16 protein-coding genes and 1 riboswitch are annotated in these 18,986 nt (G+C 38.5%); of the genes, 10 read left to right on the top strand and 6 right to left on the bottom strand.

Annotated elements, in window-relative coordinates; translation table 11 throughout:
* Window positions 1-80: 80 nt before the first annotated feature.
* Window positions 81-476: a hypothetical protein gene (locus EAE91_RS09650; RefSeq protein ID WP_214088299.1), complete on the top strand. Its 396-nt coding sequence runs from the start codon at window positions 81-83 to the stop codon at window positions 474-476.
* Window positions 477-683: 207 nt separating this feature from the next.
* Here the strand turns inward: EAE91_RS09650 and EAE91_RS09645 are convergent, their stop codons facing one another.
* Window positions 684-1,244: a 6-carboxytetrahydropterin synthase gene (locus EAE91_RS09645; RefSeq protein WP_214088298.1), complete on the bottom strand. Its 561-nt coding sequence runs from the start codon at window positions 1,242-1,244 to the stop codon at window positions 684-686.
* Window positions 1,241-1,936, bottom strand: coding sequence for a GTP cyclohydrolase I (gene folE, locus EAE91_RS09640; protein ID WP_247983052.1), 696 nt, complete (start codon window positions 1,934-1,936; stop codon window positions 1,241-1,243). Before folE ends, EAE91_RS09645 begins: the two co-directional genes overlap by 4 nt.
* 690 nt (window positions 1,937-2,626) lie before the next feature.
* Here folE and EAE91_RS09635 point away from each other — a divergent pair.
* The 3 genes from EAE91_RS09635 to EAE91_RS09625 all read left to right on the top strand — a co-directional run bounded on the left by EAE91_RS09635 (window position 2,627) and on the right by EAE91_RS09625 (window position 8,487).
* A complete protein-coding gene (locus EAE91_RS09635; RefSeq protein WP_214088296.1) occupies window positions 2,627-3,520 on the top strand; it encodes a LysR family transcriptional regulator in 894 nt (297 codons plus the stop codon).
* 2,433 nt (window positions 3,521-5,953) lie between these two features.
* A complete protein-coding gene (locus EAE91_RS09630) occupies window positions 5,954-7,417 on the top strand; it encodes an alanine/glycine:cation symporter family protein (RefSeq protein ID WP_214088329.1) in 1,464 nt (487 codons plus the stop codon).
* Between the two features lie 251 nt (window positions 7,418-7,668).
* Window positions 7,669-8,487, top strand: coding sequence for an N-acetylmuramoyl-L-alanine amidase (locus EAE91_RS09625; RefSeq protein WP_214088328.1), 819 nt, complete (start codon window positions 7,669-7,671; stop codon window positions 8,485-8,487).
* 489 nt (window positions 8,488-8,976) lie between these two features.
* Here EAE91_RS09625 and EAE91_RS09620 read toward each other — a convergent pair whose 3' ends face one another.
* Complete coding sequence (locus EAE91_RS09620) at window positions 8,977-9,405, bottom strand: DUF805 domain-containing protein (RefSeq protein ID WP_214088295.1); 429 nt, start codon at window positions 9,403-9,405, stop codon at window positions 8,977-8,979.
* Window positions 9,406-9,619: 214 nt separating this feature from the next.
* Here EAE91_RS09620 and EAE91_RS09615 point away from each other — a divergent pair, with 214 nt between their 5' ends.
* Both EAE91_RS09615 and yddG read left to right on the top strand, forming a co-directional pair.
* Complete coding sequence (locus EAE91_RS09615; protein ID WP_036781798.1) at window positions 9,620-10,114, top strand: DUF2165 family protein; 495 nt, start codon at window positions 9,620-9,622, stop codon at window positions 10,112-10,114.
* A gap of 8 nt (window positions 10,115-10,122) precedes the next feature.
* Complete coding sequence (yddG, locus tag EAE91_RS09610) at window positions 10,123-11,028, top strand: aromatic amino acid DMT transporter YddG (RefSeq protein ID WP_244868759.1); 906 nt, start codon at window positions 10,123-10,125, stop codon at window positions 11,026-11,028.
* Between the two features lie 274 nt (window positions 11,029-11,302).
* Here the strand turns inward: yddG and EAE91_RS09605 are convergent, their stop codons facing one another.
* The gene (locus tag EAE91_RS09605) at window positions 11,303-11,686 is read right to left on the bottom strand and encodes a helix-turn-helix domain-containing protein (protein ID WP_049581156.1); all 384 of its coding nucleotides are present in this window, start codon (window positions 11,684-11,686) and stop codon (window positions 11,303-11,305) included.
* A 314-nt stretch (window positions 11,687-12,000) separates the two neighbouring features.
* Here EAE91_RS09605 and mgrB point away from each other — a divergent pair, with 314 nt between their 5' ends.
* Together mgrB and EAE91_RS09595 are read left to right on the top strand one after the other, a co-directional pair.
* The gene (mgrB, locus tag EAE91_RS24745; protein ID WP_214088294.1) at window positions 12,001-12,144 is read left to right on the top strand and encodes a PhoP/PhoQ regulatory lipoprotein MgrB; all 144 of its coding nucleotides are present in this window, start codon (window positions 12,001-12,003) and stop codon (window positions 12,142-12,144) included.
* 169 nt (window positions 12,145-12,313) lie between these two features.
* Window positions 12,314-13,693, top strand: a complete 1,380-nt coding sequence (locus EAE91_RS09595) for an amino acid permease (RefSeq protein WP_214088293.1) — start codon at window positions 12,314-12,316, stop codon at window positions 13,691-13,693.
* A gap of 67 nt (window positions 13,694-13,760) precedes the next feature.
* On the opposite strand, the gene pagP is transcribed toward EAE91_RS09595, so the two are convergent.
* Window positions 13,761-14,384 carry a lipid IV(A) palmitoyltransferase PagP gene (pagP, locus tag EAE91_RS09590; RefSeq protein WP_214088292.1) on the bottom strand — a complete coding sequence of 208 codons (624 nt, stop codon included), beginning with the start codon at window positions 14,382-14,384 and terminating at the stop codon, window positions 13,761-13,763.
* Between the two features lie 600 nt (window positions 14,385-14,984).
* Here pagP and cspE point away from each other — a divergent pair.
* Together cspE and thiD are read left to right on the top strand one after the other, a co-directional pair.
* A complete protein-coding gene (gene cspE / locus EAE91_RS09585; protein WP_036781809.1) occupies window positions 14,985-15,194 on the top strand; it encodes a transcription antiterminator/RNA stability regulator CspE in 210 nt (69 codons plus the stop codon).
* 115 nt (window positions 15,195-15,309) lie between these two features.
* A riboswitch (TPP riboswitch) is annotated at window positions 15,310-15,402 on the top strand.
* A 39-nt stretch (window positions 15,403-15,441) separates the two neighbouring features.
* Window positions 15,442-16,242, top strand: coding sequence for a bifunctional hydroxymethylpyrimidine kinase/phosphomethylpyrimidine kinase (gene thiD, locus EAE91_RS09580; protein WP_214088291.1), 801 nt, complete (start codon window positions 15,442-15,444; stop codon window positions 16,240-16,242).
* Between the two features lie 144 nt (window positions 16,243-16,386).
* Here the strand turns inward: thiD and fbaB are convergent, their stop codons facing one another.
* The gene (gene fbaB, locus EAE91_RS09575; RefSeq protein WP_214088290.1) at window positions 16,387-17,436 is read right to left on the bottom strand and encodes a class I fructose-bisphosphate aldolase; all 1,050 of its coding nucleotides are present in this window, start codon (window positions 17,434-17,436) and stop codon (window positions 16,387-16,389) included.
* Window positions 17,437-18,986 lie beyond the last annotated feature (1,550 nt).

The following is an 18,986-nucleotide window of genomic DNA, read 5'->3' as shown; positions in this document are numbered from 1 at the left end:
TGAAATTTTGCAAGTCACATATAGCAGAGTGTATACTGGGGTTAATATTCGTTCTGTCTGATAGGGAGAGGGGGTAAAAGATGAGTAGCTCAGATGATAAAAAAATAGAGTTTAGTACGAGTGATGTGTTAAATGCTCTCTTGCATCGCGGGCAGAATATGCAGCATCTTGCAACTCAGGAAAGCGTGGATAATCTGCGCCGTGAGGCTGAGGCTAACTTTGCGTCACTTGATAAGTGTTTCGAATCTATTGATAAACGCTTTGAATCTGTTGAGAAGAGATTCGAATTAATAGATAGGCGCTTCGAATCTATAGATAAACGTTTCGATGTTATGGATAAGCGTTTTGAATCTATAGATAAACGTTTTGATAAACTTGAAGGTAAATTTGATCGACTTCAATGGTTTATTGTTGCCGCGGCGCTGGCGTTGCTATTCAAAGAATATATTTTTAAAGCGGCGGCTGTTATCCAGTAACTTGCAACCTTATTGCAAGTTACTGCTAACTTATTCTTTCATTTGTTATTTTTCCTCTGTTTCATTGCTTTTTGGCTACGGTATCTTCCAGTTCATCGATAACAAGGTTGTTGGCCGTAAGATATCGTTGTTTATATTGGTAAGTCTTCGTTACACCCATTCACTGTGGTTTATTGCTTTATAAGATAAGCGTCTATAAGTGGAATCTTATGTAATAATATTTCTTGAGTCATATTCAAACCGACCCATTGTTTGTGAATAAGCTTTCAGTTCTTCGAACCGTTGGCTGAGAAATGCGCTGCGTTCCTCTTCATGAATTGAATCGGCATTGCAATCTGTGAAACAATTAGGGGTTTCATAGAGTCTGACGTGGTGAATTTTGAGGTTATCCCATTCACTAAAAAGAACTTCCATAGTGAGGAATATCTCTTTTGCAATATTCTCAACGGTTGGATTGCAGTACTCTCCACTACGATTTAGGCTCATGAGTCTGAATTTACTGCGCGTGGCATGAACAGCGGATATAAAATTTGCATCCTTGGGATTAAGGATTGAGGCGTGATCCAAATACTCATCAATCCATGCTGCGCCGATACGCTTTATCTCTTTGAAATCTATCGCGTATCCAATTGGCTGCATCTGTTCAAAAGAGAAAGTTAGTTCATACAGATAAGTGTGTCCGTGGATATTGAAGCATTTCACCCTCTCGTTCATGACACGATGAGCGGAGTCAAAAGAACCTTTGCGCGTAATATATTGAATTGTCATGCGATACCTCTAATCAATTCATAGAACTCTTGCTTAGCAGGTGAATTAGCATCGGTGAATACACCTGAGAACATTTGTGTCTTCATCCGGCTTTTCTGGTGGCGTACACCTCTGCAACTTACACAGTTGTGTGATGCATCGATCAATACTGCGACGCCTTGATTCCTTTCGCAGACTTGGTTTATGGCATTGTGGATTGTTGCTGTTAGTCGTTCTTGTATGAGTCCACGTCTGCCAAAATGTTCGACGATTCGATTTAGTTTTGACAGGCCAAGGACACGGCCATGTTGACTTGGCATATAGGCAACGTGAACATAGCCCCTGATTGCTTGATGATGGTGAGAGCACATAGAGTCGAGAGCGATCCAGCCGTCGAATACAATGCCATCGTAGTTATCTGCCGGAAATGTAGTGATCGGTCCCATTGGTTTGTATCGACCTTTCCATAGGTCAAGTACATAAGCTTTCGCAACACGTCTCGGCGTGTCTTTTGAGTTAGGATCATTTTGCCAGTCTACGCCAAGAGCGGTCAGGAATTCTCCGAATGATATAGCAGCTTTATCGATGATAAGGTTAAGTTCTGTTTTGGTCAGAGTCTCATTGGGTCCATGTAATGCGCGTTTTTTTGCTAATTGCATAGATATTCCATCTGCAAACCCATGTGTAGAAATTTCCAAATCTCTTGGTTCCACAGTAGGCACCTCGTTATTGTCACTAAATGGTTCGTTATGATCCGTTTAGAAAAATGCACATTGCTGTTTAACGGATCACCAGTATTTAGCCCCTTACTATCTGAATCCTAAATAAAATAGTAACGGGTATCATGACCTTTGCAGTCATCTTTAAGACCTTTTAAGTCTTAATTGGGTGAGCTGATATTGGAATTCGTGTTTTTCAGTTCCACTTAGTTGAGTTGTGAAATCGCGCATATAAGTTAGATATGTTGTACCGTTATTTAGGCTTCTTTTAATTTCTTGATATGAATATTTAATACCTATCTTTCTAGGAAGTAGCTAAAGAAAGAATGAGCAGACTTATTGTTATTGTGAATGTATTGACGTACAGTTTTGCGATAATTGATTAGATGGATTAATGAATTGAGGGTCGGCATCCAGATGGTGAACTATTTCACCACCATTAGATGCTGTTTTTCTTTCAATACTAGGCAAATCTTACCAAGTGACTGGTTATCTCGTATTTATTAAAAGGAGGTTTTATGTAATTCGGAATTGAGAATGTGGGAGATGTCGCCCCTGATCTAACCTACGGGACAATACTAACTAAAACTGAATGTGTATTTAGATGATCTGAAAGAACAAATAAGGCGCGTTCAGAAAGAATAGGCATAAGTCTGTTTAGCGAAAGATTGAGGTTACATATATATGAAGTTACGACATTTACGGTGCTTTGTGGCAGTAGCAGAAGAATTACATTTCGCTAGAGCTGCGGAGCGCCTGCATATAGAACAATCACCGCTATCAAGGATAATTAAAAAGTTGGAAGCTGATCTTGGTACGATGTTATTCGTGCGTACCACAAGGAATATCCGGCTCACACGTGCGGGGGAAATTTTACTGGAGCAGGCTCCTCGTATCTTTTCCGTACTTGGTCAGGTTCGTGATAGTGTGAAAGCAGTTTCGGCTGGATTCCATAGTCAGCTTCGTATTGCTTTATCCGATGGCGTTACACCACCCAAGTTAGCCGAATTATTAACAAAATGCCGTGAGGACGAGCCGGGGATGGACATTCGCTTACACGAGATACCTCTAGCTCAACACATGAACGGATTACGTGACAACCTTTTTGATGTGGGATTTGCTCAATCTACGGCAGCAGGCGATGGCATCATTGCTATGCCAGCTTGGTATGATTCATTGGTGGCGGCTATTCCTGTCAGGCATCCGCTTTTGGCGTACAAAGCAGTGCCGTTGGATGAACTTTCGCGCTATCCACTGATCATCTGTGGTCAGGAGGCATATGAGGGATGTTTGGAGCCAGTGCTGTCTATATTCCAAAATGCAAAGTTAGCGCCATGTATATCCGAAAAGGTTGCCAGTTTTGACCTTTTGTTAACTTTGGTGGCTGCTGGATATGGGATTGGTGTGGCGGGAGAGTCACAGCTCAATTTGACTCGGCATTGCGATATAGCCATAAGACCATTCGCTGGTGGTATTCCTAAGCTGGTGACGTATATGCTTAGGCTTGATGTCCCGTTAACAGGGGAACTTGCTCGGTTTGAAGAAAGAGTTGTAAATTTGTACAGCGATGTTTGTTGATCTTATTAAGGGAAAGGGCTTTTTAGGGCTCTGCTTGTGTTAGTACTGATTAAAATGCAATTTGCAATTTTCTAAATTTGTAGAGAATTGCGAATTTCTGGCAAATATTTGACCATTTTTTTCCAACACTTAATGAAAGTTTTCATACCAACCAGAGTCGAGGACTTAAGATACCTACCTTGAGAAAGAATTGGCTGATCAGCTTGGTTTGATGAGTGATAAGTAGATGTAAGAAGTTAAAACTGGATAGTTAATTTAATCGCGTGTAAAAATCTTTATTGTGTGTGTATTTAGGCAAAAACCGCTAACGGGAGTTTGTTCTCCCGCTGGTTTTATAACTGTAAATAAAGTACTTACTGTATAATATTTGAAGTGTTATTATCTAGTTATTGTTTTTCCTTATTAAGAACTTTTTCATATTCCTCCCAAACGACAGACAGTGGTGAACTTAAACAACAAATGGATATTGAACCCCCTGATGGAGGGTGATATTCATATTTAGATCTCCCACGATAGACTCTTATAGGTAAATTGTTATCAGTGGGATTCTTCCTTTTTCTTCTTAACATCATTCATAACCTCAACGTATATTGTTTAAATTATGCATTTAGAATAAAAGTGAGATATTTATACAATATTAACTTCATAAACATATTTTTTTTGTAAAAGATAACAAATGAAAATATTAGCAGTAGATAATAAAAGATCCAGTTTTATGTTGCATATAAGAGAAGTTTTTTCACATTTTTTATAAAATAGTTTCAAAATGAAATAATATTTTATGGAAATTAAAACACAATGTTTGGCAAATGTAAAACAAAAGTTGATTTTAACTATGCATGGTTGGAGTCAGTTTGCTGTTTTTATAGCCTAATGAAGAGGTGATTAATCATGTAGCGGTCTGTTTGGGAGAATTTTGATGCTTATATACCCTATAGATTTCAAGATATATCGCGACGGCAAGGGAGTGAGTCCCCGGGAGCATAGCAAACTATGTGATTGTGGTGAGCGAGTGCAGCCAACAAAGAGGCGACTTGAAAGATGACGGGTATAGGTATTCAACGGACGAGTTGTTGTAACAAAATGGAGGGTCGAACTATCGCTACTGGCTATCACGGTGAATTGCCAAAGTTGAGTTTTGCATTTTTGTGATTTACCCAAGACACCTGTATTCGTAGTGTCCAGTCTTAGGGAAATTTAAATTGGTGATACCATTGTAATGACTTTATTTTACAGTGTACCCGGTTTTACTTAAATTCTGTTGTTCATGCGGTAAATTTTCTACAAACTTTATTAAATGTTCAGTCTATCTGGCGGTTGATCAAATCTGTACTGGCACGATTGGAGAACTTGCCGAATAAACGTTATTTGCTGCCAAAAGGCAATCAGAGTACCCCTCGATTTTTTATAAAAAAGGATTTTATTATGTCGATTTTATGATCATTTTATTTCAATTTGCCTGCGGAAATATTGGGCAATCATCTTATAGAAAATAGAGTAATAGGAGTGATTAGATATATATTTGAAGGTATTCAGAGAATAGAAAAGTAAGCGTAAATGTCTTCGTCATAATTAGATGAAGAAGTGCGTAACATTCGTTAAAAACTTTTTAATGTTGATGATAACTTAACACAAATAGCTAAGAGAAAAATATCATTTATTCTTGTGATTGAGGAAGCTTATAGATAAATGTCAGATATAGGCTGAGATTTTTATTAGTTTTTTGCATGTTATGTTATTTATTGGGATGATATTTCCGACATTGAGTGTATGTGTTGGTATTTCATTGTTATCTGATAAATGAGTTTTTTATCTTTTTGATTTTTAATGTTTTATGTGACAAGTGTCACTATGCGAAATTTTCTAAATCAGTGATGATTTTTTTGTTAAAGCTGATAATCTGCTCACAAAATTAATCACAATATCTTATTTTTGAATTTTTTTTCTTGATATTAATTGGTTGTTGATTTAATTAACAAACGGCCATTGTTAGAACTTCTTTTACTTGTGTAATGGCTATTGTGTGGGGGCTATATTGTGTGATGATTATAGTAGTGGGTTCCATATATGTAGCTTGTTGTGAATCACTGCTTGTTGTGAATCACAGATAGGAGGCAGAGCCAAAAGTGTATAAAGTGGCTGACGGGCAATAGGCGATTGAATGACATATCTATTAGCTATCAGTCAAAAACAGTACACCAAACATTCATTTAATCTGATGGATAATGTAAAAAGGTCAGTAAACATTACACATTAATTTCAAACTTGTGTTACATTCATAGCGTTTTCCTGACCAGTATCTCTGTGTTTCTTTATACAGCATTGCGTTACTTGTTAATTATAAAGGCATATTAAGCGCAATGAATTCTGCCGGATACGATCTTATGGTCAGACTGGGTTTACTAATTTAAGGGGAAAAATATCTTGACTATCTTGACGGAACTAATTGGCTTTTTTAACAGTATCCTTTGGGGCTCCGTGTTGATTTATCTTCTTCTTGGGGCTGGTATTTATTTCACTATACGTACAGGTTTTATACAGATCCGCCATTTTGGGCACATGTTTTCAGTATTGAAAAACAGTAAAAAATCTGACAGCGCAGGTATTTCATCATTCCAGGCTCTATGTACTAGCTTAGCTGCACGGGTTGGTACTGGTAACCTTACCGGCGTGGCAATTGCTTTAACGGCTGGTGGGCCTGGTGCCATTTTTTGGATGTGGATAGTTGCTCTGATTGGGATGGCAACCTCTTTTATTGAGAGTACACTTGCCCAGCTGTACAAGACAAAAGACGATAAGGGGAATTACCGTGGTGGTCCGGCCTACTACATGGAAAAGGGGCTTGGAGTACGCTGGATGGGCATTCTGTTCTCCATATTCCTTATTATTGCTTTTGGTCTGGTATTTAATGCTGTTCAGGCAAATTCCATTGTTCAGGCTGCTGCTTTCGCATTTGATTTCAATCCCTTGTATGTCGGCATCGGTTTGGTGATTTTTAGTGGGGTCATTATTTTCGGTGGCTTACGCTCTATTGCTCGGGTTGCAGAGTTGGTTGTCCCTTTCATGGCGATAGCTTATCTGATTTTGGCATTCTGGGTCGTCGGGCATAACTTTGAACGAATGCCGGAAGTGTTTGCACTAATTTTCAAAAGCGCATTCGGTTTGCAGGAAGCTGTTGCAGGTACCGTTGGTTATGGTGTTGCACAGGCAATGACACAAGGTGTTCAGCGCGGGCTGTTTTCAAATGAAGCAGGGATGGGCTCAGCACCCAATGCTGCTGCTGCTGCTTCTCCATATCCTCCTCATCCGGCATCTCAGGGTTATGTGCAAATGCTAGGTGTCTTTATGGATACTCTGGTTATCTGTAGTGCTACTGCCGTTATCATCCTGTCATCAGGGGTGCTTGACGGCAATATTTCAGGAATAAGTGGAATAGAATTGACTCAGCGTGCATTGTCTTCCGCTGTCGGTGATTGGGGATCTGAATTTATTGCACTGGCTATCTTCTTTTTCGCATTCACATCAATCATTGCAAATTATGCTTATGCCGAAAGCAATATCGTATTCCTTGAACGTAATCATACTGCCGGTTTAGTGATCTTACGTCTGGCGGCGTTGGGTATGGTAATGTTTGGTTCGTTGGCTGAATTGCCTTTAGTTTGGAAAATGGCTGATTTGTCTATGGCATTGATGGCAATTACCAATCTGGTCGCTATTTTGTTGCTTTCTGGCGTCGCATTTAAACTCGCAAAAGATTACAACCAACAGAGACGTGTCGGTAAGTTACCGATATTTGATATCAATCAGTATCCTGAGATTCAGAAAAAGGTCGAAGTGGGTATTTGGGAAGAAACAGCAAATCTTGCCCAATCGAACCAAACGGCTGGCCACAAGTGAAATGCTGGAGCAAAGTATAGTTAATACTATTTAACAGCATAGCGGCTGATAGCCTTTCACGTTTCATTTGTTATTCTTGCCTTATTTCCATCTAAGTTATGGGAATAAGGCATCTTTGCTTGTGCTCTATGTCGAGAGCAAAACCGGTAGTTTTATAAAAAAATCATGTAAAACATAAATTTTATTTTGTATTCATTTGATTTCTTTGTGTTATTATCTTGCTTTCAATTAATAGGTGGGACAGGGAAATGATTAAGAAGATCATATTAGTTGGCTTGTTTATGCTATTGGCGGGGTGTTCCAGCTTGGAAGATCGGGGCACTTATAAAGTTGATAGCTCTTTTCCTTCACAAGGGCAAAACGACAGGGTAAGGTTTTTGGTGTTCCACTATACGGCTGTCGATGATAAAGATTCTTTACGTATACTCACTCAGGGCGGTGTTAGTGCTCATTATTTGATCCCATCGTTACCGAATTATGCGAGAGGAAAGCCTGTTATTCTGCAACTGGTTCCTGAAGATAAGAGAGCATGGCATGCTGGTGTCAGTGGATGGAATGGTCGGAAGGACTTGAATGACACTTCGATTGGCATTGAAATTGTTAATAAAGGATTTACGGAAATGCTACTTGAGAAAGAGTGGTATCCGTTTAATAAGCAGCAGATCGATCTATTAACGCGTTTGGCGAAAGATATTATCCAACGTTATGGCATTGAACCTATTAATGTCGTTGGTCACAGTGATATTGCACCTTTGAGAAAATATGATCCAGGCAAACTTTTCCCTTGGAAGAGTCTGGCTGAGCAAGGTATCGGCGCATGGCCTGACGATGCAACCGTTGAAAAGTACATGGCGGGTAGAAAATGGAATGATGGTGCTTCTGTTGAGTTAATTCAGAAGACACTGGCTAAATATGGCTACACCATTCCACAAACTGGTGGGCTTGATGAAGAAACCCGTAAAACAATTAGTGCATTCCAGATGCATTTCAGGCCAGATGATATCAGTGGTAATCCTGATGCACAAACTGAGTCGATAGCTCTGGCTCTGGTTGAGAAATATAAAAAATAGTTTTGATTTGTAGTAGATCGTGCCATAGAAAGGACTTTATCAGAGGGACCTTTATGGCATGATTCCTCCCATTAATTCCATAGATTTTCATAATCTATTCTTCGAACTTTTCTTCACTTTGTTTTAACCTGTAATAACAGCCTTACCTCGACAGTTGTTGATCACATCTTTCCTGTTATCACTGTTTTAACATTAGGTGGCTTTCATTATTATTCCTATAGAGAAAGAAGTAAGGTTATGGCTAAGTAATAAAATATTCAGTGTATACCCGTCATCTTTCAAGTTGCCTCTTTGTTGGCTGCACTCGCTCACCCCGGTCACATCGTTATCTATATTATCTATGCTCCCGGGGATTCACTCCCTTGCCGTCGCGATGCATCTTGAAATCCATAGGGTGTATATAAATAATCGTCGCTTTATTTTATAATGACTATTACTATCTTAAGTAATAGTCAGATTAAATGAAATTTTTGCGATATGGAGAAAATATTATTTTTTATTATTGTTTCTCCTTTTTGGCAGAATAAATGCCAGGATAATCCCAATTAGGCTGATAAAGGGTGAATACATTATTATTTTGTCGGGAAAGTAGTTTGGTAACACACTGCACAGGTAGATAAAAATAGAGATTAGCCAGCCATATAGCCCCATGTCATTGAATCTGTAAGCTGTTTTCATGATTAAATAGTAAACCGTAGCGAAGGAGCACATTGCCCATAGGCCAATAGAGATCATATACAACCACACGGATAACTCATATTTCATGTGCGCTGCGTAATTGTTTTCTGCTAGATAACTTGAGAGAAAGATCAATATTCCTAAAATAACGGTTATTTTAATAAAGCTAATAATATAATCTTTTCTACTCAATTTTTGGCTGAAATAGCTTTTTATTGAACTAACTAGAGAATCGTCCATAAATAATCGTCAGGTAAATAACAATGGGACAGATAATAACTGATCTAACGATAGTATGAACAGAAAAATATAAATCAGATATTAGATGAGAATATTTTAAAAGTAATTTTATGATTAAATATGTGGAAATAAGGTGATGATTGTTAAATTATATGATAGTTTTTATCCTTTATGATCTTTTGGGTGTTTAAACCATTATGTGGGGACTTGACAAATGATTATCCGCTTATCTAAAACCTTGATGATTTTTGCAGTAGCTTTGTTTGCTACATTAGCTGCTTTTGGCAATATCACAGACTATGCGACTAATTTCGCATTTGTACAGCATGTATTAATGATGGATACCATTTTCCCAGATGCAACTATTACCTATCGTGCAATTCATTCACCGGTGCTACACCACATTGGTTATATCGTTATTATTTCTTTAGAAACTTTAACGGCAGTGTTATGTTGGATTGGTGGTATTCATTTACTGGTGAATTTAAAATCTAACGCTGCTGTCTTTAATAAAAAGAAGACTATTGCGATAGCTGGCCTGACCTTGGGGTTCTTGACTTGGCAGGTGGCGTTCATGTCAATTGGTGGTGAATGGTTTGGGATGTGGATGTCCACACAGTGGAACGGCGTATCTAATGCTTTCCATTTTTTTGTCACTATCATTCTGGTACTGATTTATTTGATTCAGTATGACAGAGAACTAGAATAAGAATAAATATGGGAATAGCTGTGAAAACAAGGATCGAACAACACAAAGCAACTCTGTATGGAATATTGGCGATTGTGTTGTGGAGTACAATCGTTGGATTGATAAGAAGTGTAAGTGAAGATTTTGGGCCTGTAGGTGGCGCAGCGCTGATTTATACTGTTGGATCAATTTTTCTGATTCTGCTAATTGGCTTTCCAAAAGTCAGCGCTTTCCCCAGAATCTATTTGTGGCTTGGCAGTCTATTGTTTGTCAGTTATGAAATCTGTTTATCACTTGCATTAGGCTTTGCTAATAATCGTGCTCAAGCAATTGAGTTGGGTATGGTTAACTACCTATGGCCAGGTTTTACTGTTTTACTCACAGTGATGATTAATAAGCAGAAAGTGAACTGGTGGTTATATCCTGGTTTATTATTGTCTATTCTGGGGATCGGTTGGGTGATGAGTGGTGATAATGGCTGGTCACTCAGACAGATGGTAGGAAATATCCAGAGCAATCCGTTAAGCTATGGGCTGGCTTTTGCGGGAGCAATTATTTGGGCGATGTATTGTAACATTACAAAAATAATGGCGGCAGGTAAGAATGGCATGTCGTTATTTTTTATCCTGACGGCTTTTGCATTATGGATTCAATATTTTTTTACATCTCCTCCTGAAATGGTGATAAATCTGCGTAGTGTCAGCATATTATTGTTTGCCGGTGCGGTTATGGGAGTGGCGAATGCAGCTTGGACCGTTGCGATCATCAGGGGACATGTTGCATTACTGGCTACATTGTCTTATTTCACGCCGATCATCTCTACCGCTTTTTCATCATTGTTTCTTAGCACGGCACTCTCTTTTTCATTTTGGCAAGGAGTGCTAATGGTTACCATAGGATCAATTGTTTGTTGGTTAGCGACTAAAGCCAGATGATAGCCGTTAGATGAAGATATTAGGGATGAAATATCAAAGATACTAGCATCAGGTTTATCCGTTTTTCAAATTTATGTTAACGGAAACCTAGTGCCGCTAGCAGAGCTCTCTGTCCATCTAACCATGAAACCCAGAGAGCCTTGTTAAGGGAAATATTGTGTCTGGCATCAAATAAAAAATCAGAACACAAAGGTTGAAGCTCTTTGTCTTTCACCGGAAAGCACGGCTGCATTGGTTGGATAATTGCCTGTTTCAACGTTCTCTGATTATCGTGTCACGAACAATTGGTAGCGAAATGCAGAGGTAGCTTAACTTCGAGCTCAATATCTGGATTCTGCCGGAAATCATAGGGCGTTATGCCATATTCTTTGCGGAACATGTAAGTGAAATGAGACTGAGAGCCGAAGCCGAAATCTAAGGCGATATCAAAAATAGGCAAAGAGCTGTTTCTTAAAAGATGAACAGCGCCGGCCAAGCGTCGCTGGCGGATATATTTGCCAAGAGAAATTCCGGTGACTTCCTTGAATATTTTCTGCATGTGCCAAAGCGAGTAACCGGAGTAAGTTGCCAGCTCTTCCAGGTGGATTACCCGGCCAAGGTGATTCTCAATCCATTTGCTGAGAGCGCATACAAGTGCTAAGTGATTATCCTGTGGCATTAACAATTTTGTTCTGGTTGAAAATGAAAGGAAGTATACACAACTTTTTCTAAAGATGACAAAGCCTTGACATAACGATTTGATTGTAACTGAATGTGACAATTGATTTTTTTGTTATAGTGAATAGAATCCACATAGTTAGTATTTGTTTAAACGTGTTCTGATATGTTGTTAGCATGCATACTGTTGCTGGTACGATTTTTTCGCAATGAAAGCACAGGATGAATATTTTTCTTGTTTCATTGTTGTAAAATATCATTTTCCAACTTTATTCTTAACGTATTGCGTTCTAACCGAACTTAAAGGAAATAGAATTGGACATAAAAAAAACCATTGCAATCTTAGCATTACTTGGAATATGTCTGTTCTTGTACCTGTTAGCTTTGGATAGCTATTGTGATCAAGGGGAAAAGTTTGATTCAGGTATTTGTTCGGTGACTCGATATCTGCCTTTCTGATTAGTTGCTGATACTCATCAGCCATTTTCCCGTCGTATATCTGTGCTAACATATATCTTCAATATCCACCCGTTAAAGCTAGTGTTTTGTTTGCTTTGAATAAAGCAGATAATGGGAAGCGGTTGTTTTCCCACTAATAACAAGATAGAAGTTGCATCAAGAGGACAAGATGGCAGGACAATCGCAGCGGTCAACACTTAAACGCGGTTTAAAAAACCGGCATATTCAACTTATTGCTTTAGGGGGGGCTGTCGGGACTGGGTTATTTCTCGGTATTGCACAAACCATAAAAATGGCAGGTCCCTCCGTAATTTTAGGATACGCTATCGCAGGCTTTATTGCATTTCTGATTATGCGTCAGCTAGGAGAGATGGTGGTCGAGGAGCCTGTAGCGGGGTCGTTTAGTCATTTTGCGTATAAATATTGGGGGGATTTTCCCGGATTTTTATCAGGTTGGAATTACTGGGCGATGTTTACTCTGGTCGGTATGGCTGAATTAACGGCTGTGGGAATGTATATCCACTACTGGTGGCCTGATATTCCAACCTGGGTTTCTGCAACCATCTTCTTTGTCTTAATCAATACAGTAAATTTAATTAATGTCCGATTGTATGGTGAAACAGAATTTTGGTTTTCCATCATTAAAGTGACCGCTATTATTTGTATGATTGTGTTTGGCGCTTACTTGTTAGTTAGCGGAAATGGCGGACCTCAGGCCAGCATTACTAACCTTTGGCAACATGGCGGCTTTATGCCTAATGGCATCACCAGCCTAATCATGGCAATGGCTGTGATTATGTTCTCTTTTGGTGGATTGGAACTGGTGGGTATTACCGCAGCAGAAGCGGAAAATCCGCGTATCAGCATTCCTAAGGCCACCAATCAGGTGGTATACAGGATATTGATTTTCTATATCGGCTCTTTGACCGTGTTGTTGTCGCTTTATCCGTGGGGTAATGTCGTTGAAGGTGAAAGCCCATTTGTTATGATTTTTCACAACCTGGATAGTTTCTGGGTGGCTAACGTTCTGAATGTTGTTGTCCTAACTGCCGCACTATCCGTTTATAACAGCGGTGTGTATTGTAATAGCCGGATGTTGTACGGTTTAGCAAAGCAAGGCAATGCTCCTGGGATGCTGAAAAAAGTTAATGAGAGTGGTGTGCCTATCAGAGCCATTGTCATGTCTGCTTTGGCAACGTCCATTGGTGTATTGATTAATTATGTAATGCCGGGTAAAGCATTTGAATTATTGATGGCACTGGTGGTAACAACGTTGGTGATTAATTGGGTCATGATCTGTACGGCGCATTTAAAATTCCGGGCGGAAAAAGTTAAACAGGGAATAGAGCCATCATTTAAGGCATTCTGGTATCCATTCGGTAATTATCTGTGTCTGGCTTTCCTTGCCTTTATACTTGTCATTATTTTGATGATGGATAGCATCCGTATTTCAGTCATCTTGATGCCATTCTGGGTGGGAGTGTTATGGATCGGGTTTTTAATGTCTCGTTCCCGCCGTGATAAAATGAGAGCACAGGAGCAGGGATAACATATATCTGGGTTATCGCTATAAAGATACCAGGCTGATATTACACAGCCTGGTATTTTTTATCCCGTTACCATTGCCAACGTAGCCAGGCGAAGAGGACGTTACCATTATTATATGTGCCGGGAATATATGTCCCTTGCAGCGATAACCGATCGTATTCTATGGAGAATAACGGTAATGGGAGTGGAATAGGGACATAATAATAATCGTGACGAGCTGTAACGCTTAAAGTGAAACCAATTCCCATTCGAAAACCATCTAACTTACCGGGTATCCACATTTTCTGGAATCCATAGCCAACGATCGGTTCCAAACGGTTATGAGAATCCATAAAAGCCATTGCATAAAGGGAATGCCAATCATTGTCCTCGTCGTAACGATATTTCCCATAGCCGAAACCCCAAGGCCGCTCATTATATCTATCGATTTTCTCTTTATCGTAGGTATGTCTGTTATGCCAAGTAATTACCGGCAGATAAAGTTCATTGTTGGGTGCATCCCAAGTGAGGGCGATATTATTGTTGAATTTTTCCCATAAACTACCTGAATTGTTGCTACCACCGATTGGTGTATGAGATTCAGTCGTTGCTAATGACTTATTAGCGGTATCTGCCGTTGCTGCAAACACTGTTCCAGATGAGACTAAAAGAGTAGCTGATAGGGTATAGGCTGCGGTTAAATTAAACTTCATTATTTATTGCTCCAATTTCCCGACGACATAAATTGGGAAGATCCTGTGCATCACGTAAAATATGACAAACATCTAAATTCAGGAATTCTACTCTTGCTATTTTCAATAAAAGTTAAACGAAAAATTAATATTAAGATGTGATAGGTATTAACTGGGTATATTTAATACTGATATTTTAGTTGACTAATATTGGGAATGTGTTGACTTTTTCTTTCACCCAAACAGTAGAGATTGGTCTCTATGAACATACTATAGATATAAAAAATCTAATAATAAGATAGGCAAAATAAATTAGTATTATTTATGTTATGTGGGGTTTTGTTGAGTGGATAAACTGTAAGCTAATTAGGATAACCTTGGATTTTCAAATTTTTGCAGCTATGTTAAACAATAATGTTGTTAAGAATTTTAAATATGTGCGTTAGCTCCATAGCTGATAAAAAATGGCTTGCCATCATATTAAGAATATGTGATAAATCGTTCGGGTAAACGAGGTACGGTTCTGTTATACGGTTCTGTTAATAGCAGTAACTTGCTCTAGTTTTTATGTTGCGCCGAAACGGCGAATTAGAATTAAGTGATCCAAAGGAAATTCTTAAAATGGCAAAAATCACTGGTACTGTAAAGTGGTTCAACGAATCAAAAGGTTTTGGTTTTATTACTCCTGCTGATGGTAGCAAAGATGTGTTTGTACATTTTAGCGCTATTCAGAGCGAAGGTTTTAAAACTCTGGCGGAAGGCCAAAAAGTTGAGTTTGAAATTCAGGACGGTCAGAAAGGTCCTTCTGCGGCAAACGTCACTACAGCATAACTTCTTTTTGTCGATCATTTTGGATTGACGAAGTAAATTTGTTGTCTGATTGGTTTTTTTACTGGCAACAATGACATACCGATATCACCCTGTTGGTTTTCTGATAGGGTGTTTTTGTTTTGACTCGGGGCGTTCTTTACTGAGCTGAGATGAACCCGTAATACCTGATCTGGATAATGCCAGCGTAGGGAAGTCATGGTGTCTTTTCCTGATACTTGCTCTTCTTTTGCTGGTTGGAAGGGGCACTATGATAAGAATTAATTCACTGACAATTGCCGGTACTGATCCTAGTGGTGGTGCTGGCATTCAAGCTGACCTAAAAACTTTCTCTGCACTTGGTGCTTATGGCACTACAGTAATGACTGCGCTTGTGGCGCAAAATACCTGTGGTGTGCAATCTGTTTATGATATCGATCCCACTTTTGTTGCGGCACAGCTTGAATCTGTGTTGTCAGATATCAGAATTGATAGCGCTAAGATAGGCATGTTATCTAATGCAGCCAACGTTGCCGTTGTTGCCGACGCAATAAGTCGTTATTCCGTCCCTTATGTTGTATTGGATACGGTAATGATTGCGAAAAGTGGCGATCCGTTGCTCGTGCCGGAAGCGGTTTCCGAGGTTGTTGAACGATTATTACCGAAGGTTTCGTTGATTACCCCAAATTTGCCGGAAGCCGCAGCGATATTGAAATGCTCTGTAGCAAAAACCGAAATAGACATGCAAAAACAAGGGCGTGAATTATTATCGTTAGGATGTGAAGCCGTTTTACTGAAAGGCGGGCACCTTGCAGAACATGAAAGCCCTGATTGGCTGTTTACTGTTGAGGGAGAATGGCGTTTTACTGCGCCCAGAATCAATACGCGTCATACACATGGTACAGGGTGTACGCTCTCCGCTGCATTGGCTGCTTTGCGTCCTCGTTACTCGAATTGGCAGACAACCCTGCCTGTTGCCAAATCATACCTCCAGGCGGCGTTAGAACAGGCGGACTTGTTAGATGTAGGAAAAGGCATTGGACCTGTGCACCATTTTCATCAGTGGTGGTGAGAATAGCTGATTGGTGTTTTTGGGATTTGGTGAGAAAGTGATGATGAGTAAGAAGAGTAAGGTGTTTACGCTGTGAGAGTAGTATAACTCAACGTTGGCAGCGACACTTACTATCTACTCATTATCACCGGCGACAAGCTTTATTTACGCGATAGTCACTTGTTTATCTAGATAGACATCTTGAACCGCATTAATCAGTTCAATACCCTCTTTCATGGATTTTTTGAACGCTTTACGACCGAGGATTAGCCCCATACCGCCTGCGCGTTTATTAATGACAGCGGTGCGAACTGAGTCACTCAAATCATTATTACCGGATGCACCACCTGAGTTAATCATACCGGCGCGGCCCATGTAGCAGTTAGCTAGCTGATAACGGACCAGATCGATAGGATGATCGCTAGTCAAATGAGTGTAAACACGTTTATCAGTATGACCAAAACCAATTGCAGTATAGCCGCCATTATTTTCGGCCATTTTCTGTTTAACGATATCGGCACCGATAGTGACGGCCAAATGGTTAGCCTGACCTGTTAGGTCCGCACTGGAGTGATAATCTACTCCCTCTTTTTTGAAGTCAGAATTACGTAGATAGGCCCACAATACGGTTACCATGCCTAATTCATGTGCCCGTTTAAAGGCGGCTGAAATTTCCTCAATTTGACGCCGTGATTCAATAGAGCCAAAGTAAATCGTTGCGCCAACGGCAACGGCACCCATCTCAAATGCTTGTTCAACACTGGCATATAAAGTTTGATCATATTGAGCGGGATAGCTTAGTGTTTCATTGTGGTTCAGTTTAACCAGAAATGGGATCTTATGAGCATAACGACGAGAAACAGCGGATAACACGCCATAAGTAGAGGCAACACAGTTACAGCCGGCTTCAATAGCCAGTTCAACGATATTTTTTGGATCGAAATAGAGTGGGTTTGCTGCAAAAGAGGCGGCGGCAGAATGTTCTACGCCTTGATCCACCGGCAAAATAGATAAATAACCAGTGCCTCCAAGACGACCATGATTTAACAATGTTTGCATGGAGCGCAGAACCGTATTGGGTCGGTTATTGTCGATCATTACGCGGTCAACAAAATCGGAACCTGGCAGATAGAGATTTTCACTCGGAATGGTACTACAACGATGTTGCAATAAACTGTCCGCATCTTTGCCCAACAACTTAGCGATATCAGTCATGTTTTACTCCAGTTATGAAAAGATGCTATTGATTGTCATTTATCCTTTTTAGGATAACAAGTTGTATTGAGAGGGAAGTGGTAGTGGATCGCTTCAGGTGGGAGGTTAAAGAGAATTTTATTACCTGAAAAGTGGCTATTTAGCGAAAAAATGACATTACCATTCCTTTAAGGAATATGGAGGCGAAAGCATAAGATCTTTATGTGCTGGATTATGTATTCTCGTAATTCTTATCGTTTGCTAACAAACAATTTTCTAGGATAAGATAAATAGGTGTATGAGATTTAATACTGATAAAGAATAAATTATTTACTGTATTTATAACATCGATATTGATTTAGTATTGATAAATTTAAATATCAATATGGTTAAATGTGGTTAAATATAGTTAAACATAGTTAAATTGCTCTTCTTTATTGATTTTGTTAATGTTTTCTTGGGTTCTATTATTCAAAAATTAAATGTTTTTATCATGGCTTGGTTATATGTAATTTTTTCTGCGAAATTTTGGAAAAATTTATTATTTATTTGAGCGTTTTTTATCTCTATAGATTTTAGGTTATAAATTTAACTGTTTTTCTTTGTTAATATCAAAAAAAAGAAATAATTTTGTTATTGTGGGTTTTTATCTATGTTGGCGGATTTTTATTTTTGCAAGAGTGAATTTTTTCATTATTGTTTTTTATTGATTTATAATATTACAATGTTGTTGGATGGGATCGATAAGATTATTGGATGCTTTTAGAGAAAAAACTAATATGGATTTATTATTTTCAATAAATAACTCATTGATTAATATTGAGTTATTGTGTTTCCTTCCTAATTTAATCAACCGAAAAATAAAGTCATTCTTTATATTTTTCTCTTTTTATAGCTAAACTGGTTATTTTATTATATGAATTTTCCACGAAGATATAATATGTTTTTCTATTATTTCATGAATTTTGTAAGGTTATTTTTTTCATGTTTTTATTTCTCTATTGATATAGATTTAATTGATTTTAATTATTCATGTGAATAATTTTATATTTTGTCAGTTTATTTATAACCAAGTTGCGGTATTATATATGATAAATAACCATTTTTGGCATCAATGTTTTTTATCTACATAATCCTGTAAGCAACAGTCAATATAGTTATTTATTCTTTCGTAAAAGTAATAATAATATAAAATAATAATTATGCTAAATTTTTAGTTTTGCCTTGTACTCATCAATTAATTAACTGATTAGAAAACACATCAATATAATTTGATGTTATCACAGATGGAAAATTTCTCATGTTTTTAGTGTCAATAGTGACATTTCGGTTTATTCCATTTGCCAAGAGTAGTTTCTTATTACATTTCTTCTGTAGTAACTTGTTTACAAACGATGTTTTATAAAGTTATTGGATCTATTGATACAGGTTGAGAGCTTGATAGATGAAGGTTGAATGTCTATTGCTGTTACTCGCTAAGCTAATTTCTCCTGATGTTATTGTTAGATGATATTTTTCATGTTGATCTGGTGTAAAAATGCGTTTTTATAGTTTTTTGGTTTACTGAGTAG

It is taken from the genome of Photorhabdus noenieputensis (genome assembly GCF_018448935.1).
GTDB lineage: Bacteria > Pseudomonadota > Gammaproteobacteria > Enterobacterales > Enterobacteriaceae > Photorhabdus > Photorhabdus noenieputensis.
Note: the sequence above shows the minus strand (reverse complement) of the source record. Positions and strands in the feature narration are given on the sequence as shown.